Source organism: Streptomyces sp. rh34 (assembly GCF_002551245.1).
Taxonomy (GTDB): Bacteria; Actinomycetota; Actinomycetes; order Streptomycetales; family Streptomycetaceae; genus Streptomyces.
On the sequence record NZ_NTGZ01000071.1, the window covers coordinates 1 to 24357 of the forward strand.

Annotated in this window: 18 protein-coding genes; 7 read left to right on the forward strand and 11 right to left on the reverse strand. The window is 72.8% G+C overall.

All coding sequences use genetic code 11. The annotated features are described in order from the left end of the window. From CR470_RS15720 to CR470_RS15740, 5 genes are all read right to left on the reverse strand, one after another. A partial coding sequence (locus CR470_RS15720) for a hypothetical protein (protein WP_097868216.1) occupies positions 1–991 on the reverse strand: 991 nt, incomplete at its 3' end. After that, complete coding sequence (locus tag CR470_RS15725) at positions 984–3545, reverse strand: hypothetical protein (RefSeq protein ID WP_097868217.1); 2562 nt, start codon at positions 3543–3545, stop codon at positions 984–986. The genes CR470_RS15720 and CR470_RS15725, both read right to left, overlap by 8 nt. Before the next feature lie 2 nt (positions 3546–3547). Continuing rightward, a complete protein-coding gene (locus CR470_RS15730; RefSeq protein ID WP_097868218.1) occupies positions 3548–4393 on the reverse strand; it encodes a hypothetical protein in 846 nt (281 codons plus the stop codon). A gap of 96 nt (positions 4394–4489) precedes the next feature. Beyond that, positions 4490–5200 carry a Crp/Fnr family transcriptional regulator gene (locus tag CR470_RS15735; protein ID WP_097868219.1) on the reverse strand — a complete coding sequence of 237 codons (711 nt, stop codon included), beginning with the start codon at positions 5198–5200 and terminating at the stop codon, positions 4490–4492. A 421-nt stretch (positions 5201–5621) separates the two neighbouring features. Continuing rightward, positions 5622–7400 (reverse strand): lysyl oxidase family protein, encoded by a 1779-nt coding sequence (locus tag CR470_RS15740; RefSeq protein WP_179892263.1) that lies wholly within the window; start codon positions 7398–7400, stop codon positions 5622–5624. 431 nt (positions 7401–7831) lie between these two features. On the opposite strand from CR470_RS15740, the gene CR470_RS15745 reads away from it, so the two are divergent. Continuing rightward, positions 7832–8737 carry a hypothetical protein gene (locus CR470_RS15745; protein ID WP_097868220.1) on the forward strand — a complete coding sequence of 302 codons (906 nt, stop codon included), beginning with the start codon at positions 7832–7834 and terminating at the stop codon, positions 8735–8737. Between the two features lie 55 nt (positions 8738–8792). On the opposite strand, the gene CR470_RS15750 is transcribed toward CR470_RS15745, so the two are convergent. Next, on the reverse strand, positions 8793–12725 hold the full coding sequence (locus CR470_RS15750) for a WD40 repeat domain-containing protein (protein ID WP_097868221.1): 3933 nt from the start codon (positions 12723–12725) through the stop codon (positions 8793–8795). Positions 12726–13134: 409 nt separating this feature from the next. On the opposite strand from CR470_RS15750, the gene CR470_RS15755 reads away from it, so the two are divergent. Together CR470_RS15755 and CR470_RS15760 are read left to right on the forward strand one after the other, a co-directional pair. Further along, positions 13135–13683 carry a hypothetical protein gene (locus CR470_RS15755; RefSeq protein WP_143663814.1) on the forward strand — a complete coding sequence of 183 codons (549 nt, stop codon included), beginning with the start codon at positions 13135–13137 and terminating at the stop codon, positions 13681–13683. An 18-nt stretch (positions 13684–13701) separates the two neighbouring features. Further along, on the forward strand, positions 13702–15192 hold the full coding sequence (locus tag CR470_RS15760) for a tetratricopeptide repeat protein (protein WP_143663815.1): 1491 nt from the start codon (positions 13702–13704) through the stop codon (positions 15190–15192). A gap of 106 nt (positions 15193–15298) precedes the next feature. Here the strand turns inward: CR470_RS15760 and CR470_RS15765 are convergent, their stop codons facing one another. Then, positions 15299–15907: a DUF2867 domain-containing protein gene (locus tag CR470_RS15765; RefSeq protein ID WP_097868224.1), complete on the reverse strand. Its 609-nt coding sequence runs from the start codon at positions 15905–15907 to the stop codon at positions 15299–15301. A 94-nt stretch (positions 15908–16001) separates the two neighbouring features. Here CR470_RS15765 and CR470_RS15770 point away from each other — a divergent pair, with 94 nt between their 5' ends. Next, the gene (locus CR470_RS15770; RefSeq protein WP_097868225.1) at positions 16002–16556 is read left to right on the forward strand and encodes a TetR/AcrR family transcriptional regulator; all 555 of its coding nucleotides are present in this window, start codon (positions 16002–16004) and stop codon (positions 16554–16556) included. A gap of 140 nt (positions 16557–16696) precedes the next feature. Here CR470_RS15770 and CR470_RS15775 read toward each other — a convergent pair whose 3' ends face one another. Beyond that, positions 16697–17377 (reverse strand): response regulator transcription factor, encoded by a 681-nt coding sequence (locus tag CR470_RS15775; RefSeq protein ID WP_097868226.1) that lies wholly within the window; start codon positions 17375–17377, stop codon positions 16697–16699. A 23-nt stretch (positions 17378–17400) separates the two neighbouring features. Next, positions 17401–18642, reverse strand: coding sequence for a sensor histidine kinase (locus tag CR470_RS15780; protein ID WP_097868227.1), 1242 nt, complete (start codon positions 18640–18642; stop codon positions 17401–17403). 140 nt (positions 18643–18782) lie between these two features. Between CR470_RS15780 and CR470_RS15785 the strand changes: the two genes are divergently transcribed. Next, positions 18783–19976, forward strand: a complete 1194-nt coding sequence (locus tag CR470_RS15785; RefSeq protein ID WP_097868228.1) for a serine hydrolase domain-containing protein — start codon at positions 18783–18785, stop codon at positions 19974–19976. Between the two features lie 54 nt (positions 19977–20030). Continuing rightward, entirely contained in the window at positions 20031–21197 is a 1167-nt protein-coding gene (locus CR470_RS15790) for a serine hydrolase domain-containing protein (protein ID WP_097868229.1), read from the forward strand. Positions 21198–21541: 344 nt separating this feature from the next. Here the strand turns inward: CR470_RS15790 and CR470_RS15795 are convergent, their stop codons facing one another. Beyond that, positions 21542–22891, reverse strand: a complete 1350-nt coding sequence (locus CR470_RS15795; RefSeq protein ID WP_097868230.1) for a condensation domain-containing protein — start codon at positions 22889–22891, stop codon at positions 21542–21544. On the opposite strand from CR470_RS15795, the gene CR470_RS15800 reads away from it, so the two are divergent. After that, entirely contained in the window at positions 22881–23540 is a 660-nt protein-coding gene (locus CR470_RS15800) for an MFS transporter (protein ID WP_143663816.1), read from the forward strand. The two genes, CR470_RS15795 and CR470_RS15800, sit on opposite strands and share 11 nt — an antisense overlap. 195 nt (positions 23541–23735) lie before the next feature. On the opposite strand, the gene CR470_RS15805 is transcribed toward CR470_RS15800, so the two are convergent. After that, positions 23736–24209, reverse strand: coding sequence for an NUDIX domain-containing protein (locus CR470_RS15805; RefSeq protein ID WP_097868232.1), 474 nt, complete (start codon positions 24207–24209; stop codon positions 23736–23738). Positions 24210–24357: the final 148 nt, after the last annotated feature.

Genomic DNA, 24357 nt, shown 5'->3' on the forward strand with positions numbered 1-24357 from the left:
GTTCGGGTTCGGCGTCCCGGGCGGGCGGGCGGGGCTGCCGCACGGGAGGCTGGTCCGCCACCCAGTCGGGGGTGAACGGCTCCTCGCGGGCGGGCGCCAGCTCCCGAGGGGCGCGGCGGGCGGGCCGGGTTCCGATGGGGCCCTGGATGCCGAGGTGCTGCCTGTTGAGGTCGTCGAGCACCTGGGTCTCCAGCTCGTTGGAGTGGATCTGGCCGTCGGCGATCATGGAGAAGAGCCGGTCGACCCGGTCCTTCTCGTCCTGCCGGCCCTCCTGGCGGATCTTCTCCAGGAAGTTGTTGGCCTCCTTGGGGTCCGCGGCCAGCATGTGGCTGAGCTGTTCCAGCTCACCGCCCCGCAGCATGCTCAGGTAGTCCTCCTGCCGCATCCGCGCCAGCTCGGCTTCGCTCCGCTGGTTCCGGACCTTCTCCGTGTGGCCGATCGTCCGGTCGTCCACCCGCAGCCGTACGAACAGCCGCACCCGCAGTCCGAGGCCGGTGCCGAGGTCGTCCCACCGACCGGAGGCGCACGTCCGGGTGATCTCGGCGTTGGCCTGCTCCGCCTGGTGCACCGGGTACTGGGCGGAGATCTCCCGCAGCCGTTCCAGGGTCGGCGCGGTGAGGCTCCGGGCGATGTCGGTGACCACCTGCACCGCCACCAGGTGCGGATCCTCGACGGTCCACTGGATGTCCACCTCCGCCTTGAAGAACGTCGTGCCGCCGGACGCGGGCAGCTCCATCCGCAGGGTGGTGACGAAGGTGCCGGTGGCGATCTCGCAGATGGTGTGCGGCCGCCAGGCCAGCGGCGGCTTGTCGTAGTGGTCGATGCCGGAGACACCGGCCACGCTGTAGCCCCGCCGATAGAACAGCACCGAGGTGGTGCGGGCGCCGCCCTGCCGGAACGGGCCCGTCGGCGTGTACTCCCGCAGGAACGGGCCCGCGGGCCGCGAGGGGTCCGCCACCCCGTTCTCCGCCCCGCCGTTCTTCTCAGCCATGACTTTCCTCCTCTTCGGACCGCCGCCGCGGCGCGGGCCCGGCGAGCCGCCACAGGGCGAGCGCCCGTTCCTCGGCGAGCGGATGGTCCTGATCCCTCATCATTCGGCGCAGCAGCCAGTCCAGCCGCCGCCGGTCCTGCTCCTCGGCGATCAGGGCGGGCAGCAGCGCGGCCAGCCCCTCCCGCGTCCACGCGCGGCCGTCCTTGCGCGAGGCGGAGCGCAACAGGGTCTCCAGGGCGTCGAGCGCCACGTCCCGGGACCGCGCGGTGTTGAGCGCCGTCCAGAACAGGTCGGCCAGCTTCCCGGTCAGTTCGGGCCGGGTCGCGGCCAGCGCGAGCAGCAGCGGCCAGTCCCCCCGGTCGCCCAGCGGGGTGCCGGGCTCGTCGTCGAGGACCTCGTCCACATCGGTCAGCGCCAGCCGGACGATGCTCACCAGCGCGAGGTCCTGGTACTCCTCGCCGCGGTGCCCGGTCCAGTCGGCAAGACGCCGCAGCACGGTGGCGCTCTCCGGGAGCGTCAGCAGCCGGACCACGTTCAGCGAGGCCACGGCCAGCTGCTCCCCGTCGTCGCGGACCCCGATCCCGGCCAGTGCGTCCAGGGTGTCGTCCATCGAGTCGGCGGACCGGCCGTAGCCCAGCGCCATGGCCGCCGTCCAGCGCAGGGCCGGGGTGCCGTGCCGCGACCAGTTGTCGACCACCTTGCGCACCGCCCGGCGGTGCGAGGCGTGGCCGGCGGCCTGGTCCAGCGCGGTGGCGGCGAAGACCCTTCGGCGGGGCGTGGGTGCTTCGGCGAGCGGCCGGATCAGCTCCGCGTACCCGTGCTCGAAGTCCCGTACGGACAGCTCCCCGGCGGCCACCGCGGCGCGCATCGACACCTGGGGCCGGGGGTCGTCGGCGAGCAGCCGCAGCCAGCGGACGACCGGGGCACGGACGGGGAAGTGCCGGTCCCAGAGCTCGGCGAGCACGGCGGCGGGCAGCGCGGTCCCCCGGTAGAAGATCAGCCGCCCCGTCACCTCGGCGCCCGCCACGTCGACGACCCCGTTGTCCGGCCGGGCGCGCGAGAGCGCCAGGTCGGACTCCGGGTCGTCGCAGAACAGGGGGCGGGCGGGGGTGCTGTCCGGATCGCTCTGTACGGACAGTTCCCAGGTCAGCAGGTGGGCGGCGGCGGACACCGCGCTGTGCGAGGCGCCGCCGAGGACCGCGAGCGCGATCCGGAAGGCCACCGGGTGGAACAGGGCGGCGGTTCCGGAGCGCACGGGCGCCCGCCCGTCGCCGGGCGGCGGGGCGGCCAGGGCGCGGTCCACCCCGGCGAACCACTCGTACGCCTGGACGGCCGCGAGACCTCGGCAGCCGGACAGCAGTTCCTCACGGCCGACGGAGCCCAGGAGGTGGCCGGCCAGCAGTGAGGCGAACAGCTCGGCCTCGGCGGGCCGCAGGTCGTCGAGGCCCACCGCCTCGATGACCTCGGGGTCCTCGCGGAGCTCCGCCGCGCGCTCCAGCAGCCGGTCGAGCGACCCGGCCCCGGCCCGGTCCCGGTCCCCGCCCCCGTCCTGGGCACCGCCCCCGCCCCCATCCCGTACCGGGTCGCCGTGTTCCTCCTCCAGCCGCTGGCGCAGCCGGACGGCGACCAGTTCACGGGTGGGGGCGGGCGGGCAGATCGCCCCGTACCGCCCGGCCAGCAGCGGGTTGGCCGCCGAGCCGACGCTCACCACGACGACCGCGTACGAGCCCTGCTCGGCCAGTGCCGAGGCCAGCTGGTCCAGGTCCATCCCGTCGGGCGGCAGGGTGCCCGGCCGGTCCAGGGCGGGCTCCAGCAGATACCCGGTGCCGCGCAGGTGGCCGCCCTCCCCGCCGCCCACCTGCGCGGCCAGCCCCCGTACCCCCCGCTCCGGGTCGGCGCGGCGCACCCGCTCGCTGTGCTGCCCGCCCTCGCCGTCGCGGGTGACCTCCTCCAGCAGCGCCAGCGCCGTGCTGACGCGGCCGGTGCCGGGGGCCCCGCCCAGCACCAGCAGCCGACGGGCTTCCAGCGCCCGGCGCAGCCGTACGTACCCCTCCGGCTCGATGTGGGTCCGGCGGATGCGCAGCAACTCCTCCTCGGGGACCGGGCCGTCGCGCATCGTGAGGCCGGAACGCCGGGCGTCGAGGCCGATGTTGATGTCGCCGATGTGGAGCTGGCCGACGTCGGAGCGGTCGAAGCCGATGAGGTCCCGGCCGCTGGCGAGGAGCTTCTGTCCGGACCGCCGGGCGCGCGTGGCGGCGGCGGCGTCGGTCGGCTCCTCCTCGCCCTGCTCCTCGGCGAGCGGGTCGCGGGTCCGGTCCTTGAAGCGGTCCGCGGCGCGTTCGCGCTCCTTCTCCCGCTCGGCGGCCTCGTCGTCCGCGGAGTCGGACGAGCCGGGGGCGTCGGCGGAGCCGGGCGCGTCCGCGCCGTCCGGGGCGTCCTTGGCCTTGTCGTCCTCCCGCGCCCCACCGCGCGGCGGGGCCTCGGGGGAGCGGTCGTCCTTCGCCTTCGGGGCGGCGGGCTCGGCGGGGCGCTCGGCCACTGCTTCGTCGGCCATGCTCAGTCCTTCCGGGGGCTGTCGCCGGTGACGCGGCCGATGTGCACGGGCTGCTGGTAGACGTTGTGCTGGTGGACGGACAGGTCGCCCCGGGCGGTGTAGCGGGCGGGCGCGCCCCTGTCCTCGTCGTCCCGTGCGCGTTCCGGAGCGGCGGCGGCGGTGGACGGAGCGGTGTCCGGCCCGTCGGCCGGTGCGGCGGCCGGGCCGCTCGGCTCCTCCGGGGCGGCCGGCTCCTCCGGGCCGATCGCCCCGATGTCCGGCGCGGGCCGTCCCGGCAGGTGGAACCAGGCGGAGACCTCCCCCTCCTTCAGGGCCAGCCGCGCCGGGGAGAAACGCTCGGGCTCGATGAACTTGCCCCCGGCGGAGACCACGTCGACGTAGAGCGAGTCGGAGACGGCGAGCACCAGATCGGCCCGTTCGCGGTCCAGCAGCTGCCGGGCGACGGACGAGTCGGCGAGCCGGCAGGTCAGGTCGACCGCACGCCCGCTGATGCCCCGGCTGTCGTGGCGTACGGGACCGACGTGCATGGCCACCCGCAGCCCGAGCGGCACGAGGAGGGAGCGGTTCTCCTCACGCAGGTTCTCGTGGACCTCCACCATCCACAGGCCGAGCAGCCGCGTCACCGCGATCCGGCCCGGGACCGACACCAGCACGCCGTCCCCGCGGTCCTCCGTGTGGACGGCGCCCCGGCCCACCCCGGCCTGGGCGAACGCGGTCTCCAGAACCCGGTAGATCCGCTCCCGCATCCGCGGCTTGTCCGCGTCGCTGTACTGCCCGGAACGTCTGGCGTCCACGCTGATGACCAGCTCGTAGCGTGCCTCACCGGCATCCAACGCGTCGTGCTCCACCCCGTGCCCCCGTTCTCCCTGCGCTTGCCGTCCCGTACAGCTTCCGGCCCGGGACGAAGGCCGTCTGTAGCCGTTTACACACGGCGGGGCTGATCCTTAATCCCGGTGTCCCTCCGCGAGGAGGGCGAGCAGCGCGGGGTCGAGGATCTCCACCATGCGGGTACCGGTGCGCACGATCTTCTGGGTGCGCAGCAGCCGCAGCGCCTTGGCGACCGCCTCCCGGGTCGCCCCGACGGTGGCGGCCAGTTCGTCCTGGGCGAGGTGGACGACGGCGCCGGTGGGCCCGGGTCCGGGTGCGGGCGGCGCGTAGGGGCCGGTGGGGGCGGTCCGGGAGAGCTCGGTGAGCCGGCTCGCCAGGCGCTGGAGGACGGTCAGGGAGGCGAGGGCGGAGCGCTCCTGGTCGGCGTTGCGCAGCCGGAAGGTCAGCTGCCGGATCACCAGTCCGCTGACCCGGGGGTGGGTGGCGAGGAACCGGCGGAACGCGTCGCCGCCGATGACGGCCGCCTCGACGGTCCCGAGGGCCCGTACGGTGGCGCTGCGCGGATGGTTGTCCAACGCGGCCATTTCTCCCAGCAGTTCGCCGGGCCCCCGTAACCCCAGTATGAGCCGGGTGGCGCCGCGGTCGGTGCTGTGGGAGACGGTCACCCAGCCGCGCAGCACGATCACCACATGGCCGGTCCTCTCGCCCTCGGTCAGCAGCGGGGTGTCGGCCGGGTACTCCTTGCGGTGCCCCAGGGCCATGACGCTCTCGTACTCCGGGGCGGTCAGAGCCCGCCCGAACGCCAGCTCATCGCCGAGCAGCCCCATGGCCACTCCCCCCGCGGCGGTATGTATGGCCCGATCTCGTTGGCGTAGATGTTTCCAGAACTACCCCCTGAGGGGAGTGAATTGCGCCACACCTGCGCTACGCATGAGTAACCCATGCGTTGCCTGGTCGGCGACGGTGCCCGCCGAAGGCGCCCTCCCCGCACCCGCGCGACGGAGGGGAGCCCTCCGTGGCGCCCCGGGCACGGTGGGTGTGCCTGGCCATGTCCCTGACCGGCGGAGTCGTCGCGGGGCGGGGGGCGCGGCGGCGGAGCCGCGGTGGGGCGGGGCCGGGGTTACGGGTGCACGGGCGAGTTGGCGAGAACTCGGGTTTGGGTCCAGGCATGCCGCCGGCCCCGGGAACACCTCCCCGGGGCCGGCGGAACGTACGGAACGGAGCGCGTCAACGCGCCACCGCTCAGAGCTAGTTGGCGTCCACCAGGTGGTGGGCGGGGACCTTCACGGTGCGGGCGCCCTCCTTCCCCCCGAGGATGACCTTGCGCAGCGCGCTGTTGTTGTTGTGGTTGGTCTCCTTGAGCCGGTTCTCCGGGTTGGCGAGGACCTGGATGTAGTACGTGCCGTTCGGCAGGTCCGTGATGTCGAAGGACTGGCCGGGCAGGTCCTGGGTGTAGGTGTCACCGGAGCCGACGTCGAGAACCTCGCGGACGGAGATCGAGTTCTCCTGGCCGCACGCGGTGGACAGGTCGGTGTTGTCCGGGTGCCAGTTGGCGTTCTTCACCGTGTAGTCGACGGCGTCGGTGTTGGCCAGACAGAACGCCTCCTTGCCGCTGCGCACCGATTCCTTCTGGTCGGCCTTCAGCAGCCGGTAGCTGGCGAAGTCCGTGAAGTGCCAGTGCTCGTGGCCGGGGCGCGGGTCCCACTCCATGGTGCCGGTCGGGGTGTAGCCGACCTGCTTGCCGTCGGCGTCGTAGAAGTACTGGTAGGCGTCCATCAGCTCCTTGCCCGGGGAGCGGAAGCCGTCCACGACGAGCTTGGCCGGGCCCGCGTTCCACACGTTGGCGCTGAAGGCGAGGTAGTCCTTGCCGGGCACTTCCTCGTACCCGTCGCTGACGGTGATGCCGTACGCGGGCAGCGAGCGCAGGTCCGGCTTGGGTACGTCGGGCACGGTCGCCTTGCCGGTGGGCCGCCCGGTGTTGGGCTTGGCTCCCGGCGCCTGGCGCGACCCGTCGGTCTGCCCGGCACGGTCGCCGGCCTCGGCCGCGGAGAAGGCCCCCCGCTGGAGCGATTCCTTCTTCAGCGCCCAGGGCAGGGCGGCCGGAGCCGGCGGGTAGGGCCCGTGGCCGACGTTGAACGTGGGGCCGGCGCCGGTCGTGCGGCCGGCGGGGGCCTCGGTACGGGCCGGTGCGCCGTGCGCGCCGTGCCCGGACGCGGCGGAGGACGTGGCGGCCTTCCCGTGTCCTTCGTGTCCTTCGTGGCCCGCGTGCGCGGAGGCGGCGCTGCGGCTGCCGGCGGGAACCGGGGGCGGCTCCTCCCAACTGCGCTCGCGGACCGTGACCTTGACGGTGCGGGTCTCGTCGGCGATGCCGAAGAGCTCGCGGTACTTCTTGGTCACGTTGATCTTGGCGGTGTACGTGCCGACGGCCAGCTGTACGGGCTTGGAGTAGTAACCGGCGTAGGTGTTGGACGCCCAGCCGTTCTCCACGCCCCAGACCGAGCCGAGAGTGAACGGGTTCACCGGACAGCTCTGCGGATACTTCGAGTTGGCGGGAGCGTCCGGCCGGACCCGCCCGGAGGCGTTGTTGGGGCAGAACGCCTCCGTCTGGCTGAGCACCGTCCTGCCCGCCGCGTCGGTGAGCGTGATCTGCGCGAAGTCCGGCAGCCCGGAGAAGTCCTTCACGAGCCCGGCGGGAAGCGCCTTGGTCGTGGTCTTCTTCCCGTTCCGGAACACCTGCGAGGCGACGACCGGGGCCTTGTAGGACTTCCGGGTCACCTTGAGTTCGAAGGCGCCGTTCTCGGAGGTGAGGTACGTCCCGAGATCCAGATAGACGCCGGGATCCTCCTTCCACGAGTCGAGCGTCACCGAGGTGGAGGCGGCGATCAGGCTGAGCTTGGGCGTCGGCTCCGCCGTCTTGGCGTCGGGCGCGGCGGCGACGACGCCCGCGGTCACGGCGACGGCCGCGGCGACGGCGATCGAGGGGCGGGTCAGGCGGTTCGTGCGGCCCTGCGGGGATCTGGTCATCATTCCTCGTACTTCCGGCTTCCGGGTGCGTGCGGAACGTGGACGAGCAGCACGGCCCCAACTCACCTGTGGCGACGCTGTGTCCGGGCTGTGAGAGGCGGCGCGGGGCCCCGCAGGTTGTCTGCACTCACCCGGACGGCCCACAGTTGTCCGAAAAGTACCGTCCGGGTCTCCGCAACGGAGCCGGGCGGGAAGCCTCGGCACGGCTACTGCGCAGCGGCTCTGCCGGATGCCGCCCCCGCTCGTCTTTCGGCCAGGGGCTCGGGCAGCGGACCGGCTCGTTCCGTACGGCGCTGGGTCGTGCCGGGGGTCCGGGGAATTTGTTCACGGCCGCGGAGGGGTGACCGAACAAACTGTGCCGCGCTGAACTGGTCCTGCGGTGCCGGGGTCCGGCCGGCGAAGACCGAGTCACAGCACGGAGAGAGGTCGTCGGGATGTTCACAAGGGGACGCGTCGCCATGGTGGCCGCGGGGCTGGTGCTGGCCGTCGGCGGTTGCGGGGGCGGGGCGGACGGCGAGGCAGGCGCGTCGGACAAGGGGACGGCCGACCCGGCGCCGGTACGGGCGCCGTCCGAGGAGCTGGTGCGGTGGGTCGGCGGCCTGTGCGAGTCGACGACCACGATCGAGGATCTCCGGAAGGACAGCGCGGCGGATCTGCGGGAGATCCGGAGCCCGCAGGAGCCCGGCCCGTCGGCCGAACTGCTCGCCATGAGCTACCTCTCCGGGACGCCGAACGCGGTGGAGAGCGTGGACCGCGACCTGAGGGAGCTCAGCCGGTCGGGCATTCCCGCGGCCGACCGGCTGCTCGCCGCCTGGCTGAAGAAGCTGGCGGCTGTCCTGCCCGAACTCGACGAGGTCTCCCCGGCCGCGGCGATGGACGACGCCGAGGGCAGTGCGGCAGGGGTCGACAAGCTCGTACGGTCCCTGACCCCGCCCGAGCCGGACCTGCCGGAACTGACGGAGAAGGACCCGCGGCTCGCGGCCGCGCACGAGCGCGCGAAGCAGTGCGCCGCGGGTTGGAAGCCCGGGGAGGCCGGCGAGGGAGCGGACGCGCCCGCGCCCGACCCCACCGGCCCGCTGCCCGAGGCGGCCGACGGCAAGAACACCGACGCCTGCTCGGACGGGGCGTGCGAGGTGCTGGTGACCTCCACGGCGCACATCACGGCGAACGGGGTGAGCGTGCATGTCACCGTGGCCGACGCATCCGTCACCTTCCGGGCGGCGGGCACCGTGATGCAGCTGGGCGGCGCGGGTGGCGAGGCCGGGTTCGGTGACGAGCTGAAGGCGATCGTCGTCGCGCACAACCAGGACGGCGCTGTCCTGAAGTTCAGCGCTCCTTGAACCTTGGGGCCAAGGGCCGGGGGGCCGTGCGGGCGTACGGCGAGGGCGACAGGCCTTACGTGGTCGCGCACACCGTCCGGTATCCGAGTCGCGGCAGGCGCTCCTCCCATTCAGCGCGCGTGAGAACTCCGCCGGTGTGGTCGCAGACGTACTGCGCGGCGCGGTGCGTGTCCAGGAGCCATACCCGGGCCGTCAGGTCGTAGCCGGCGGAGACGAGGGTGCCGCCCTCCGGGCCGAACGCGACGGACGTGACGGTGTCGAGGTGACCGGTGAGTTCCCCGCCCGCGGGCTCGGCACGGGCCGGTTCCGCCACGTCCCACAGCCGGACCGTGTGGTCGCTGCTGCCGGTGGCCAGGGTCTTCCCGTCCGGCGAGTAGGCCACCGCCCTGACCGGCCCGCGGTGCCCGCCCAGCTTTTCCCCGATCTGCCGGGCACGGTCCGGCCGGCGTACGTCCCACAGCCGCACCGCGCGGTCCTCGCCGCCGGTGGCCAGCGTCCTCCCGTCCGGGGCGAAGGCGACCGCGTTGACCGACTCGTCGTCCCCGCCGAGAGCTTCGCCGGCGGCCCGCGCACGTGCCGGGTCGCTCACGTGCCACAGCCGCACCGTGCCGTCCTCGCCGCCGGTGGCCAGCGTCTTCCCGTCCGGGGTGAAGGCGAGGGAGCGGACCGCGTCCCCGTGGCCGCGCAGCGGTGCGCCGAGCGGCCGTACACGGCCTGGTCGGCGTACGTCCCACAGCCGCACCGTCCCGTCCTCGCCGCCGGTGGCCAACGTGCGGCCGTTCCGGGCGAACGCGACGGTGTTGACGCCGTCGTCGTGCGCCTTCAGCGGTCCGCCCAGCGGGACCGGGCGTTCGGGCGAGGAGACGTCCCACAGCCGTACGGAGCCGTCCAGTGCGCCGCCGGCCACCGTACGGCTGTCCGGGGTGAACGCGACACTCAGTACCTGGTCCTCGTGGCCGGTGAGCATCCGCGGGATCCGGCGCGGGCGGCCCGGATCGTCGACGTCCCACAGACGGATCAGCGCGTCGTCGGTGCTGGCGGCGGCGAGCAGCCGGCCGTCGGGGCTGTGGGCGATGCCGGACACCGGGTTGGTGAAGTCCGAGAGGACGGTCGGCGGCCGGTGCCAGAGGCGGACGCCGCGGTCGGCGCCGACGCTGGCGAGGGTACGGCCGTCGGGGCCGAAGGCCACCTCCCACACGGCTCCCGCGTGGCCGGCCAGCGGCTCCCCGAGCTGCTGCGGATAGGCGGGATTGGCCACGTTCCACTGGATCGGCGCGTCGTCCTCGCCCGCGCTCACCAGGGTGCGGCCGTCGGGACTGAAGGCCACCGACAGAACGGGCGCGGTGTGCTCGGTGAGCGGATCGCCCAGCGGCCGCGGGCGCTTTGGCTCGGTCACGTCCCATAACCGTACGGTGTCGTCGAAGCCGGCCGTGGCGAGCGTCCGACCGTCCGGGGAGAAGGCCACCGCCCAGACGGAGGCGGTGTGTTCGCGCAGCGGCGTACCGAGCGGCTCGATCCCGTCGTCCCGGTCGAACCGCCACATCCGTACGGAACCGTCGAAGCCCGCCGTGGCCAGGACGCCCCCGTCCGGGGCGAACGCGACGGCGCGGACGCTGCCTTCCTCGGACCCGTCGGCCTTGACGGGTCCGCCGAGCGGCGTGGGCCGGTCCGGGGCGCTCAGGTCCCACAGCCGTACGGTCCCATCGTCTCCGGCGGTGGCCAGCGTCCGGCCGTCGGGGGCGAACGCGACCGAGACGACGTTCTTCCCGTCGTGGCTCACCAGCGGCCGTCCGACGGAACGGGGCCGCTCCCGGTCGTGTACGTCCCACAGCTGGACGCCGCCGCCCTTGCCGGTGGCCGCCAGCAGGTCCCCGTGCGACGGCGCGAACGCGACCGCGCCGACCGGGCCCGTACGGAATCGCAGCGGTTTCCCCAACGGCTTTCCCAGGCCCCCGGCCGGGCCCGCGGACCCGGGCCGCGCGGCGGTGTCCCACAGCCGGACCGTGCCGTCGTGGCCGCCACTGGCGAGGGTGCGGCCGTCGGGCGCGTACGCCACGGAGCTGGCGAGACCGGCGTGACCGGGCAGCCGGGTGGCCAGCGTCCGGCCCGCGTCCGAGGCCAGGCGGGTCCGGGTGTCCGGGGTGGAGCGTATGCCGTGCGCGGCGACGTCGAGGCGGCCGGCCAGCCCGGCGCTGATCTCGCGGAGGCTGTCGGCTTCGGTGGTGAGGCGGCCGAAGACGGCGTCGTCCCGCTCGGTCTGCGCGGTGGCGCGCGCCCGGAGGGCGACGACGGCGGTGCCGGTGGCGAGCAGCCCGAGTGCGGCGAGCAGGGCCACGACCGTACGCCGCAGCCGCGCGGTGCGGTGCTGGCGGCGGAGCGAGGCGGTGAGGAACTGCCGCTCCGATGCCGTGAGTTCGACGCCGCGCCGGCTGTCCCCGTCGCCCCGGCTCTCCCCGTCCCTCAGGCTCTTCCCGGCCCGCCGACCTCTCGCCGTCGTGCCGCCGGGCCGGGCGGCGTCCTGCGGGAACGCGTCGCGAGCGGCGTCCAGGCGGGAGCCCGCGTACAGCGCGGCGCTCTCCCGGCCGAGCGCCTGCCAGGTGCGTGCCGCCTCGGAGAGCGAGCGGTGGACGCGCAGCCGGTCGCGTTCGGCGTCTATCCAGGCGCGCAACCGGGGCCATGCGGTGATGAGCGCTTCGTGGGCGAGGTCGACCGTGCCGTCGTCGAAGGTGATGAGCCGTGCGTGGACCAGGCGTTCCAGCGTCACCCGGGTGTCGGCGGGGCTGCCGAAGTCGAGCTCCGCGTGGTCGGCGGGACGGCGCGTGTCCGCCGCCCCGTCGCCGGGCGCGACGAGCCGGAGCAGCACATGGCGGGCCACCTCGGCCTGCGACGGCGTGAGTTCGCGGTACACCTGCTCGGCCGTGCGGACGACGGCGCCGCGCAGTCCGCCGGCCACCTCGTACGCGGCCTCCGTCAGGACCCGGCCGCTGCGGTGGCGCCAGGTCTCCAGCAGGGCGTGCGACATCATCGGCAGCCCGCCCGGGGCGCCCTCGACCTCGTCCAGGAGACGGTCGGTCAGGGAGCGTTCGACGATCAGGCCCTCCGCGGCGGCGGGGCGCACGATGGTCTCCCGCAGCTCCGCGCGGCTCATCGGACCGGTGAGCAGCGTGGCGCCCTGCAACGCGGCGGTGAGGCCGGGGTGTTCGGCGCAGCGGCCGAGGAAGTCGGCCCGCACCGCGATGACGACGCGCAGCCGGCTGCCGACGTCGGTGGCGGTGACGAGGCGGTCGATGAAGGCGTCCCGGTCGGCCGGGTCGGCGCCGAGTGTGTACAGCTCCTCGAACTGGTCGACGATCAGCCAGGTGTCGGCGTCGGTGTCGGGCACGGGCACGAGCCGGTCGGCGTGCGTGCGCAGCGGGGCGGGGCCGGGCGTGAGGATCCGCACCGCCGCCGGAGCGGTCCCGCCGTCCCCACCGCCCGCGCCCTCGGGCGGGGTGCGCAGCCGAGGGATCAGACCGGCGCGCAACAGCGAGGACTTGCCGCTGCCGGAGGGGCCGAAGACGGCGGTGAGGCGGTGCTCGCGGGTCAGTGCGGTCAGCCGCTCCACGAGCCGGTCGCGGCCGAAGAAGAGTCCGGCGTCACCCGGTTCGTACCGCGTCAGGCCGCGGTACGGCGGCCGGGAGGTCTCGCCACCGGACGCCTCGGCGGCCAGCTCTGCCGACGCCTCGCGCCAGCGCCGCTCCCACTCGACCACGTCGCCGCCGCACGCCTCCACATAGGCGAGCGTCACCGCCCGGGTGGGCAACTGCTTCCCGGCCGCCGCCTGCGACAGGGTGGTCACCCCGTACCGTGCCCCGTGAGCCATCGCCCGGTACGTGGGCTTCCCCGCCGCCTCGCGCAGCGCCCGCAGGCCGGCGGCGAACCGCGGCACCGGGCCCGCCTCCGGATCCAGCTCGCCCTCGGTGCGCCCCGGTCCCTGGTGTCCCGACATCTGCCTGCCCCGCCCTCGGTACGCCGGTCTTCACCAGGACATCACCCGGTGCGGCCGTTCGGGCGCTCAGGGTAGGCAGCCGGGGGTGCGGCCGCAGCTGTACCGCTGGGTATCCGCAGGCTGGGCACGGGTGTTCACCTGATCTACACGATCGGCCGCGGCCGGTTCGCCGCCGGGTTGTTCGGGGCCGGGGCAGGGGCTGCCGAACAACGGCGTACGGCGCTGGAATTGCCGAGAAGGGCGGCCGGGTCCGGCCACGCTGCGCGGCCCGAGCCCGGGCGAACGGGGGAGGGCTCGGGCCCCCGCCCGGCCACCGCGACAACGGCCGCCACCGCGACGAGTGCGGTCCACGAAGTCGACCGGACCCGGGTCCACGACCCGCCCGACACGAAAGCGCGAGGTGACTCCCATGCAGAACTTCTCCCCCCAGCGAGGCCCGTCCGACCCGTCCGACCCGCCTGGCCCGGCGGGTACGTCCGGTCGCCCCGGACCCCTCGCCCGGCCCGGCCCATCCGAGGCGGTGGCGCGCATCCCCGGGGCCCTCGTCTTCGTGCTCGTGGTCGTCGCCGTGCACGCGGTGGGCACCGCCTTGGGCGGCTGGGTGGTCCTTGATGAGAACTACAGCAAGCAGGAGCACGGGCAGGACCTGATCCTGCCGATGGACATGGCGTGGTTCGTGGCGCTGTTCTGCTGGGGACTGGCGGCGCTTCAGGCCGCCTGCGTCGCCCTGAGCGGCAGGCGCCGACCGTGGACCCGCGCGGTGCTGGCCGCCTGCCTGGCCCTGGTGGCGTGCTCGACGCTCATCGGCTTCCTCGGCTCACTGCTCTCCGGAGCGCCCAGTCTCCCGGTGCTGCTGGTCTTCGGCATCGACGCGGCGGCCCTGTGGGTGCTGCTCGGTGGGACCGCGCACCGCTGGTTCTCCGTACGCGGCCCGGCACCCACGACACCTCGGGGATAGCGACCCATGGATCACTCGATGGACGAACACGACCCGTACCGGCGGCCCGACGAATCCCCGATGTCTCCGGGGTCCCCGATGTCACCGGAGTCGCCGGTGCCGCTCCGGCCGCCCGAGCCGACCGCGACCGCGGCCCCGTCCCCGTGTGACGCAGTGGCGGCCGCGATCGGCAATGCCTCCCTGCTCGGCATCGGGTATCTGCTGCTGGGCCACCGGCGGCTGGCCGCGGTCGCCGTGCTCGGCACCGTCATGCTTCTCAACCTCGCCGCCTCGACCGCCGCGACCTGGTGCGAGCTCCTGCTGCTCCTGTGGTGGGCGGCGGGCGTCGCCCACGGTTGGTTCCTGACCCGGCGACGTGAGCACGTCGTACGGCGGGTGCAGCGCTACGGCGCCCTCGTGGTCACGGTCGCGGTCGTGCTGACCGCCGTGCTGCTGCGCCTTGGCGCACACGGCATCGAGAACCGGGTGGACGAGGCCCGCGAGGCCGGTGACTGCGAGGAGGCCGTCGCCGCGCAGAGCGAGGTGCGGTCCGGACACCGCGTGGTGGGAGCGACGCTGGTCGAGCCCGGCGACGCGGTGGTGGAGACCTGCCGACGGCTGGAGCGCGCCGCGTCCACGCTGTACGACGCCGGGCAGGTCGGGGACATCGAGGAGCTGGAGCGGGGCTTCGGCGTTCTCGCCCGGGTCCTGACGGAGCCCGGCCACGAGAGGACCGTCCAGACGACCCTGGACACCTTCCTCGACACCCTGCCCGCCGAGGACGCCTGTGATACCGCCGAGACAGCCGGCTGGCTCCGCGACCGTGAGCCCACCCGTGACGTCCTGGACCGGTCGGCCGACGCCGCGACGCGTACGGAACCCGCCGCGCTGGCCGGATGCGGCGATGCCCTGATGGGCGAGGAGAAATGGAAGGAGGCACGCGCGCACTACCAACGACTCCTCGACGCGTACCCGGACGAGCCGCTCACCGGCAAGGCGCGCAGCGGCGTGAAGAAGGCCGGCCTGGCCATCGAACTCGACGAGGTGCGCACTCTGATCGGGGCCACCTACAGCGCGGGATCCGGCTACTGCGACAAACCCGCCAAGTACAGCGCCGCCCCGCCGCACCGCAAGGGGACCAACCGTGCGTTGTTCCTCGGCGACACCGATTACACCGGCAAGCTCCCCGCCGACTGGCGCACCGATGACCCCGTCGAGGCGGCGCTCGTGGTCTGCGCGGACGCGGCGAAGAACGGCGCCGCCGTCGAGTCCTGCTCCTACAAGAACAACAAGTTCAAGCACTTCCCCCACCGGGTCACCTTCCACAAGGTCAAGGTTCCGCTGAAGGTCTACGAGCTGCGCACCGGCAAGCGCGTCGATCCGCGCTCGGTGCAGATCGGCGGCAAGAGCTGCCCGGCCGTGCTGCGCTACGAGTACTACGGCACGTACGACTACGGGCCGGGCGACCAGTTCGTCTCCACCACCAAGTCCGGCATACGGGATGCCTTCCGGCCGGTCGTCACGCGCTGACCAGGCCGGGGCCACGTCCGGGGTCGCGAAACAGCAGGCCCCTCGGTCGCCACGGGCAGCCGTCGTTGTTCCCTTTCCTCGCCGGAGCGGTTGAGCAGGCGAGGTCTCAGGCCGCCGCCCGGCGCTCCGCGTTCTCCTGCCACTCCCGGCCGATCGATCGCATCAGAGCCGGGTAGACCCCCAGGTACCGGAAGGGCTTGATGCCGAGCATGTACAGGGAGCCGAGACGGCCGTTGGGCTTCACCAGGACGGCCAACTGGCCGTGGAAGCCGCCGTTCCCGTCGGGGACCCAGCCGATGTGCAGCACCCCGTGCATGGTCTTGTTGGCGCACTCGGCGGCCCACTCGTCGTGGGTCCGGAAGACCGAGGTGAAAGGCGCCGTGCTGAGGTCGGGGCCGCGTGGCCCCGCGCGCAGGTCGTCGGGCAGCCGGTCGCGCAGCGTCGTCACCCGCCCGCCGACGCCGGTGTCCTGCTTGTCCCAGCCGAGGAGCGCGCCGAGTTTCCACCGCACCGCGAAGAGGAAACGGCCCACGGGGTTGCCGCCGTCCGGACCGTCCTCGCCGTTCGCCATCTGGTCGACCAGGTGGTGCAGGTCGTCCGGGCCCCCCGGCGTCGGCAGCGCCCACACGTCCTCCAGTCGGAAGTCGCCGGCGATCTCGTGGATCCGCCAGGGGCGGGACGTATGGTCGCTCGGGGAAAGGCGCAGGTCACGCATGGCGGCTTCCTGTCTATACGGTGGCGTATAGAACGAGCATAGACTCATCTGTACGGCTCCGTACATCGGCGGGGTGGGTGAGGAGGGAAACGGCATGGGCGCGATCCGTACGCCACGCGACAGGTGGATCGAGGAAGGGCTTCGCACGCTCGCCGTCGGCGGCCCCGAGGCTGTCCGGGTCGAGGTCCTCGCCCAGGCGCTCGGTGTCACCAAGGGCGGTTTCTACGGCTACTTCCGCAACCGCGCGGCCCTGCTGGAGGAGATGCTCGATACCTGGGAACGCGAGGTCGCCGAGGGCGTCATCGAGCGGATCGAGCGCGATGGCGGCGATGCCCGTGAACGGCTCGGGCATCTCTTCGACTTCGTCGGGTCGGGCGGGCCCGTGACCGGCGCCGGGGTCGAGCTGGCGATCCGCGACTGGGCCCGGCGCGACGAAGGAGTCGCGCGCCGCCTCCGCCGGGCTGACAACCGCCGCATGGACTATCTGCGCGAGCTCTACGGGGCCTTCTGTCCCGACGAGGACGATGTCGAGGCCCGCTGCCTGATCACCTTCTCGCTGCGCATCGGCGACCACCTCATCGTGGCCGACAACGGCCCGCGCGACCGCGCGGACGTACTCGCCGCGGTCAGGGACCGGTTGTTGAGCTGAGCCCAGGACGCTGGACGGCCCCGTGGGGCGGACGACTCACGACAGGCCTGATCAGGACCGGACAGGGCTGATCAGGGACGGGCCGGGACAGGGGACCGGAGAGCGGTGCGGGCGACCGTGACGAGGGGGGTGAAGACGCGTCATCCCGCGAAGCGCGGGACCACCAGGCCGGACTCGTAGGCGATGACCACCGCATGGGTCCGGTTCTGCGCGCCCAGCTTGGTCAGCACGTTCCCGACGTGGGTCTTGACCGTCTCCAGGCTCACCGTGAGGGACTCCGCGATCTCCGGGTTGGAGAGCCCGGTGGCCATCAGGCGCAGTACCTCCTCCTCCCGGCCGGTCAGGGCGGCCTGCGGCAGGGCCGCCGCGGAGCCCAGCGGGCGGGCGGCGACCATGCGGCCCAGTGCGGCCGGAAAGAGAACCGCCTCGCCGGCCGCCACCACCCGGACCGCCTCGGCGATCCGGCGGACCGGGAATCGTTTGAGGACGAAGCCGCTCGCGCCCGCGCCGAGGGCGGCGGTGACGTAGCCGTCGTTCTCGAAGGTGGTGATCACCACGACCTTCGGGGGGTCGGCCGCTTCGGCCAGCAGTTGCCGGGTGGCGTCGATCCCGTTGCGACGTGGCATCCGCACGTCCATCAGGACCACGTCCGGCCGCAGGCTCAGCGCGCGGTCGACGGCCTCGATGCCGTCGGCGGCCTCGCCGAGCACCGAGATTCCCGGCTGTGCGGCGAGCAGCATGCTCAGACCGCTTCGGGTCACCTCGTCGTCGTCCGCGATCAGGAGGGTGACGGCGGGGCCGGCTTCCGTGGGGAGGGCCATGCCTCCGTCCGTCTCGGGTCCGCTCACGCCGACGCCCGTACCGGCAGCCGGACGGCCAGCCGCCAGTGCCCCGTCCCGTCCGGGCCGGACCCGAACTCACCGTGCAGCAGCCGGACGCGCTCGGCCAGTCCGGGCAAGCCGTGGCCGGACGTCGAGAAGGGGCCCGGATTCGGCCCCGTCCGCGCTCCGGTCCGGTTGACCACCGCGAGGTCCAGCCCGTCCGGTCCGGCCGCCACCCGGACCTCGATGGGGCCGCCCGCCCCGTGGCGCAGCGCGTTCGTCAGCCCCTCCTGAAGGATCCTGTACGCCGCCCGGGAGAGCGTCCCCTGCACCCGCGCCAGGTCACCCGACAGCTCCGGTTCCACCACCGCCCCCGTGTGCCGCAGGCGTTCCAGCAGCTCGGGGAGGTCCGCCAGGGTGCGGGTCGGCGCCGTTCCCGACTCCTCCTCGCGCAGCACTCCGAGCGCGTAGTCCAGGTCCTCCAGCGCGGCCCTCGTCGAGTCCTCGATGCTGCGCATGGCGGCCCGCGCCGCAGCCGGGTCGCTGGAGAGCACCTCGCCGGCCACCGCCGCCTGGATGGTGGCCGCCGTCAACGTGTGCCCGATCGAGTCGTGCAACTCGTGGGCGATCCGGTTGCGTTCGGCCAGCAGCAGCTCCCGTTCGGCAGCCAGCGCGAGCCGTTCGGCCGCCGACGGCCCCAGCAACCGCGGCGCCGACCACCGCAGGGTTTTCGTGACCAGTACGCAGATGGCCGCCGCCAGCAGGATGCACGCGGCGGCCGCCACCCAGCTCCACGCGCCCGACACCCGGACCGACGTGCCGAACAGGCTCGCCCGCACCTCGCCGCCGAGCCAGTTCATGGGCAGGGAGAGGCCCATGATGAACAGCACCCCGCTCGCCAGCGCCCCCGTCCACCCGACGGCCGCGTGCAGCACCAGCCAGAGCGGGGTCCGCCAGCGGTCGAGGCCGAGCGGACCGGAGGCCAGGCGAACGGCCGCCGGGTTCGGCAGCGACACCCGCAGCAGCCGGCGGGCGGACACGACCAGCGCCCGCCGTACGGGGCGCGCCAGTCCGACCACGCCGACCAGCGCCGCCCAGACCAGCAGCACCACGATGACCTGCACGCTCTCGGGTGCGGATCGCCACGACAGCGCCGGCAACAGGGCGAGAGGCAGCAGCGGAAGGCTCGCCAACGCGCCGCAATAGGCGAACAGCACACCCGAGTACGTGGAGCCGCGCAGCAGCAGCCGAATTCCCCTGTTCATGATCGTCAGTATCGCCGGGCGGCTCCCCTGCGGCCTCCCCCGATCGGGGGAGCGACTTCTCCCGCTATCCCGCGATGCGGTCAAAGGGCCCTGGAAGCAACGATCGTGGCTCGACGAAACGACTTCCCAGGAGTTGAATCATGCGTGTTCGGACTGGACAGAACCTTCGTTCCTCGAACCGGCGGGACGGTCGGCGGCGACGAGGCTGGTCGGCCGCCGCCGCGGTGGCCATCGGCGTCATGACCCTGGGCGTCCTCGCCCCGCCCGCCGCCTCCGATCCCGCCGCCCCGGCCGCTGCTGCCGCCGCCAGGCCGGACGCCGTGCAGCGGGCCCTGAACACGCTGGTGCGCGACGACGGGATGCCCGCCGCGCTGGCGAGCGTCCAGGACCGCAACGGCCGCACCCGCACCTACACCGCGGGAGTCGGCGACCTGACCACCGGCGCGAAGGTGCCCAGGGACGGCCAGGTGCGGATCGGCAGCAACACCAAGGCGTTCACGGCGGTCGTGGTGCTGCAGCTCGTCGGCGAGGGAAAGATCGACCTCGATGCCTTCGTCGACACCTACCTCCCCGGCCTCGTCCGCGGGAAGGGCATCGACGGGGGCCGCATCACCATCCGCTACCTCCTCCAGCACACCAGCGGACTCCCCGAGTACGGCATCCACCTCGACGACACCGAGATCAGGAACCGGTACTTCGAGCCCCGCGAGCTGCTCGACCTCGCCCTCGAACATCCTGCCGACGCGGAACCGGGGAAGCGCTGGAAGTACAGCAACACCAACTACGTCGTGGCCGGCCTGATCGTCCAGAAGGTCACCGGCCGCCCGCTCGCAGAGGAGATGGACCGGCGCATCATCCAGCGCATCGGGCTGCGCCACACGTACTTTCCCGCCCCCGGCGACATGACCGTCCGGGAGCCGCACCCCCGGGGCTACCACCGCAGCCCGGCGGACGGACCGCTGCGCGACTTCACGGAGATGGACCCTTCCGCAGGCTGGGCCGCGGGCCAGCTGATCTCCACCAACTCCGACCTCAACCGCTTCTTCACCGCGCTTCTCGCCGGCCGCCTCCTCCCGGCGGCCCAGCTGGCCGAGATGCGCACGACCGTCCCCGCCGGGACCTCCGGCCTCCGCTACGGGCTGGGGCTCACGAGCAGGCCCCTGTCCTGCGGCGGCGTCTACTGGGGCCACGGCGGCGACATCGCGGGGTACGAGACCCGGGGCGGCGTCACCGAGGACGGCCGCGCCGCCAACGTCGCGGTCACCAGCATCCCGACGGACGAGGCGGCCGTACGGCACGTCAGCGACGCCGTGAACAGGGCCCTGTGCGGCTGAACCACGCAAACGGCGATCCGAACGACGATCCACCAGTCCCTCAGGAGTCGACTCATGCGTGGACAGAAACAACGAGTATTCCGCCCGGCCGGCCGGCAGCACGGCACGCGGCGACAGATCCTGCCCGCCGCAGCCGCGGTGGCCATCGGTGTCATGACGCTGGGAGCTCTGGTCCCGCCCGCCGCCTCGGCCGCCGGGCCGGACGTCGTCCAGCGGAGCCTGAACGCGCTGGTGCGCGACGGCGGCCCGCCCGCCGCGCTGGCGAGCGTCAAGGGCCCCGGCGGCCGCGACCGGACCTACACCGCAGGGGTCGGTGATCTGGCCACGGGCGCGCCGGTACCCGTCGACGGGCAGGTGCGGATCGGCAGCAACACCAAGACCTTCGTCGCGGTCGTCGTTCTCCAGCTCGTTGCGGAGCGAAGGGTGAGCCTCGACGCCTTCGTCGACACCTACCTCCCCGGCCTCGTCCGCGGGAAGGGGATCGACGGGCGCCGCATCACCGTCCGCCACCTCCTCCAGCAGACCAGCGGGCTCCCCGAGTACACCAGCCACCTCGGGGACGACGTCCGGTACTACGCCCCCCGTGAACTGCTCGCCACAGCACTCCGGAACCCGGCGGACTTCGCCCCCGGGAAGCGCTGGAAGTACAGCAACACCAACTACGTGCTCGTCGGCCTGATCGTCCAGAAGGTCACCGGCCGCCCGCTCGCAGAGGAGATGGACCGGCGCATCATCCAGCGCATCGGGCTGCGCCACACCTACTTCCCCGCTCCCGGCGACGCGAGCATCCGAGAGCCCCATCCGCACGGCTACTACCAGGAGTCGGCGGATACGCCACTGCGCGACATCACGGAGTTGGACCCTTCCTGGGGCTGGGCGGCAGGACAGCTGATCTCCACCAACTCCGACCTCAACCGCTTCTTCACCGCGCTCCTGACCGGCCGCCTCCTGCCCGCGGCCCAACTCGCCCGGATGCGCTCCACCGTCCCGGCCGAAGCGACCTTCGGCCCGGGCGCCCGCTACGGTCTGGGACTCGTCAGCAGGCCACTGCCGTGCGGCGGCCTGGCCTGGGGCCACGGCGGCAGCTTCCCGGGGTACGAGACCCGCGGCGGCGTCACCGACGACGGCCGCGCCGCCAACGTCGCGGTCACCGTGCAGCTCACCGGCGAGACTGCCCGAAGGAGTCTCGAACGCGCGGTGGACACCGCCCTGTGCCGCTGAACCCGGCCGAGACCGTTCCGGGAACGCAGAAGGCCCCGGCCGGTCTCCCGGTCGGGGCCTTCGACGTATTGCCCGGTGAGAGCAATGGCGGTTCGCGCGCCGGCCGAGGATGCCGACGGCTGGAACGGTGCGGCGCTTGAGGCTGGGGGCGCCGTCCCACTCGGTCCTGCTTCGGTGGGCCTGGTCTCCTCCCTGGGGGGCAACCGTGGGTCCCTGTGGACGATCTACGCAGTCGTCGCACTGACTCCGGTCCTGCTTCTCAGTACGACACTTGCGAGCACTGACCGACGACGTGGCGTGACGAAGCGGGCGAAGCCGGCGTCACGTGGTCGGGCGCGTGCACGTCAGACAGCACCGGACAACTCGTGCAGGGCATTTCCGAGTTCTTCGAGCAGCCGATCGGCCTGGGCCTCGGACATCCCGTCCGCACGTCTGCTCACTACCAGTTCCCAAGCGCCACTGGGTTGGGGCAGCGCCTCGATCATCAACTCGAAACCAGTATGAGGAGGCCGGACGCGCAGCGGTTCCACGTCCACCCCTTCGCCGAGGCGCACCCGCGGAGGCTCGCACTGCAGGATCACCCACACCTGGAACCACGGGTGCCGATCCCGCTTGGGCTTCAAGGTCCGCACCAGCTCGTCGAACGGCGTGCGCGCGTGCTGAAAGGCCGACACGACGGTCCGGGCGCAGGTGTCCAGGAGATCGGCCGCATTCCGGGCGGGGACGGACGTCAACGGAATCGACAGGGAATTGATGAAACAGCCGATGATCGATTCCAACCCGGGGGTGTGGCGTCCGGTCGACACGGTGCCCAGACATAGGTCCTCGACGTCGAACACCTGGGACAGGGATCTGGCGGCCGCTGCCAGCAGCACGGACACCGATGGGCCGCCGAACGTGTCTGGCATGCGGGTCAGCCGGGTGACCGCCTCGGGGGACACTCGAAGGACGGACTCGACGCGGCGGCCCTGTGTGGCCGTTGAGGGGTGCGGAAGGAATGGCCGGGGCGACTGCTTCAGCGCCTTCCGCCAGTACGGCAGATCCTGACCGAGCCAGGAGTCGAGCTGGTCCCTTTCCCACGTGCTGTACCCGGCGTAGGTGACGTGTGGCGGCTCGACCAGGGGGATGTCCCGTTCCATGGCGGCGGCGAGGTCCTCCATGAACAGGCTCTCCGACCACCCGTCGAAGGCCAGGTGGTGCAGGCGTATGCAGAACAGATGCGTCCGCTCGTCCACGCAGCACAGCCGCAGCCGCAGCGACGGCTCCGCCTCCAGGTCCGTGGGTTTGCCCCACCAGTCCGCGGAGACCACTTCGGCGAGCTCTCGCAGGTCCCCCTCCTCCGCGTGGTGCGGGGCGGTGGTGTGCTCCAAGGCCACGACGGCGTTGTCCATGGGCAGGGTGCGCTGTACCGCTCCGTTGCCTGCGTAGGGGTAGACGGTCCGCAGGACTGGATGCCGCGCGACCACCTGGCTCAGGGCCGCCTCGAACCGTTGGGTGTCCAAGGGGCCCCTCAGGGCATAGGCGAGCACGATCACGTTGTCGGCGTCGCCCGGGGTGAACTCCTCTGAGATCCAGAACCGTTCCTGGGCCCGCGACAGAGGTGCGTCGCCGTGGCCGACGCCCAGCGATCCGGGGCCGGCGTCCGCCGATCGTTCCCGGCTGCCGAACTTCGCCCCGACCCGGGTGGCCGACAAGGAGGCCGCGGAGAAGAAGCCCCGGTGGCTGGCGCTGCACGACCGGACCTACCTGAGTCTGACCGCCGTCTCGGCGATCGCGAGCCTGCAGTACTTCGTGCTGATCCAAGCCCTGCCGGTGTGGATCGTCCTGCGCACGAACGCGCCGCAGTGGGTTGCCGCGATCGTCCTGTTCCTCGGCGCGGTCGTCGTCGCCGTCATTCAGGTTCCCGCGTCGCGGTCCATCACGGACTCGCGTTCAGCGGCTCGGCTGCTCGCGCTGTCCGGCCCGCTGTTCCTGGTGGCGTGGATCCTGATGGCGGCAGCGGCAGGACCCGCCGCATGGATTGCCTTCACCCTGCTCATCGTTGGCGTCCTCGTGCACTCACTGGCCGAAGTGTGGCAGGCCAGCGGCACCTTCGAGCTGTCGTTCGCGCTGGCCAGGCCAGAGGCCCATGGTCAGTACCAGGGCGTCATGGGAGTCGGCCACGGCCTGGCAGAGGCTGTGGCACCGGTCGTCGTCATCGCGATGTGCGTGAACTGGGGCAAGCCGGGCTGGATCGTCCTGGCTCTGATCGTCACCGCAGCGGGCTTCGCGTGCGCACTCATCGAGCGCAGTTCGTCACGCTCGAGTCCGCCGGCCACAACTGAGGCCCTCGCCGGTGAGTGAGTCGGCCGTGCGGTGAACCGCCTTGGCTGTAAGGAGGTCCACCGCACGGCCGAACGCCTTGTCAGCGGCCCCGCCTGCGGTCCGCCACGGGCCGGGAAGGCCCTGAGCAAGAATGTGACAGGGCCTTCCTGGCTCTGCGCCGCGTAGCCACGACCCGAAACAGATCGGCCGGGGAGCCCGGCGAGGCCTGTCCCGTCAACGAATCAGGCCGCGCCAAGGGCCATCCGGGGCCAGGGCGGCGAGCACCGACGTCAATGACGGCGGCTCGATTCGATCCACCAGCCTGTTCATGTCGGACCGGGCGACCCAGGCGTGTGCGTGGAGATTGACCTGTTCGTCAGGGCGGAGGCCGTTTGACCTCAGCGCCGGTCGCTCCTCGGTGAAATGGGCTACGAAAAAGCGCTCCGGCCCGACATACCGCTTCCCGTTCCACAAAACGTCCCGTTCGACTGTAACGAACCGATCACGAACCGCGGCCGGGTCGAGGCCAGTCTCCTCCGCGAGTTCCCGCCGGGCCGCCATCAACGGTGTCTCGCCCGGTTCGATACCGCCACCGGGTGGCTCCCAGAGCAATGTCCCGTCGAACGGATCACGCCAGTGGAGAAGAAGCAGGCGGTGGGCGGCGTCCAGGCAGATCACCCGCACAGCGGGCCGGTGTCTCGTCTCCACGACTTCGACGCTCCTCGGAAATGGGCTTCACCCCGAACAGTGAGCTTCTTCAGGGCGGCCACTGATCGGGTGACGGACGGGTCGGCGTGACAGACGGGGCTCCCGGACTGTCGAGCGAGATGTCTCACGTCTCGCCCCACCCGCAGGG

Coding starts and splice junctions, on each gene's coding strand:
- CR470_RS15725 (WP_097868217.1), bottom strand. CDS start 3,545: ATGGCCGACGAAGCAGTGGCCGAGCGCCCCGCCGAGCCCGCCGCCCCG.
- CR470_RS15735 (WP_097868219.1), bottom strand. CDS start 5,200: ATGGGGCTGCTCGGCGATGAGCTGGCGTTCGGGCGGGCTCTGACCGCC.
- CR470_RS15740 (WP_179892263.1), bottom strand. CDS start 7,400: ATGATGACCAGATCCCCGCAGGGCCGCACGAACCGCCTGACCCGCCCC.
- CR470_RS15745 (WP_097868220.1), top strand. CDS start 7,832: ATGTTCACAAGGGGACGCGTCGCCATGGTGGCCGCGGGGCTGGTGCTG.
- CR470_RS15750 (WP_097868221.1), bottom strand. CDS start 12,725: ATGTCGGGACACCAGGGACCGGGGCGCACCGAGGGCGAGCTGGATCCG.
- CR470_RS15755 (WP_143663814.1), top strand. CDS start 13,135: ATGCAGAACTTCTCCCCCCAGCGAGGCCCGTCCGACCCGTCCGACCCG.
- CR470_RS15760 (WP_143663815.1), top strand. CDS start 13,702: ATGGACGAACACGACCCGTACCGGCGGCCCGACGAATCCCCGATGTCT.
- CR470_RS15765 (WP_097868224.1), bottom strand. CDS start 15,907: ATGCGTGACCTGCGCCTTTCCCCGAGCGACCATACGTCCCGCCCCTGG.
- CR470_RS15770 (WP_097868225.1), top strand. CDS start 16,002: ATGGGCGCGATCCGTACGCCACGCGACAGGTGGATCGAGGAAGGGCTT.
- CR470_RS15775 (WP_097868226.1), bottom strand. CDS start 17,377: ATGGCCCTCCCCACGGAAGCCGGCCCCGCCGTCACCCTCCTGATCGCG.
- CR470_RS15780 (WP_097868227.1), bottom strand. CDS start 18,642: ATGAACAGGGGAATTCGGCTGCTGCTGCGCGGCTCCACGTACTCGGGT.
- CR470_RS15785 (WP_097868228.1), top strand. CDS start 18,783: ATGCGTGTTCGGACTGGACAGAACCTTCGTTCCTCGAACCGGCGGGAC.
- CR470_RS15790 (WP_097868229.1), top strand. CDS start 20,031: ATGCGTGGACAGAAACAACGAGTATTCCGCCCGGCCGGCCGGCAGCAC.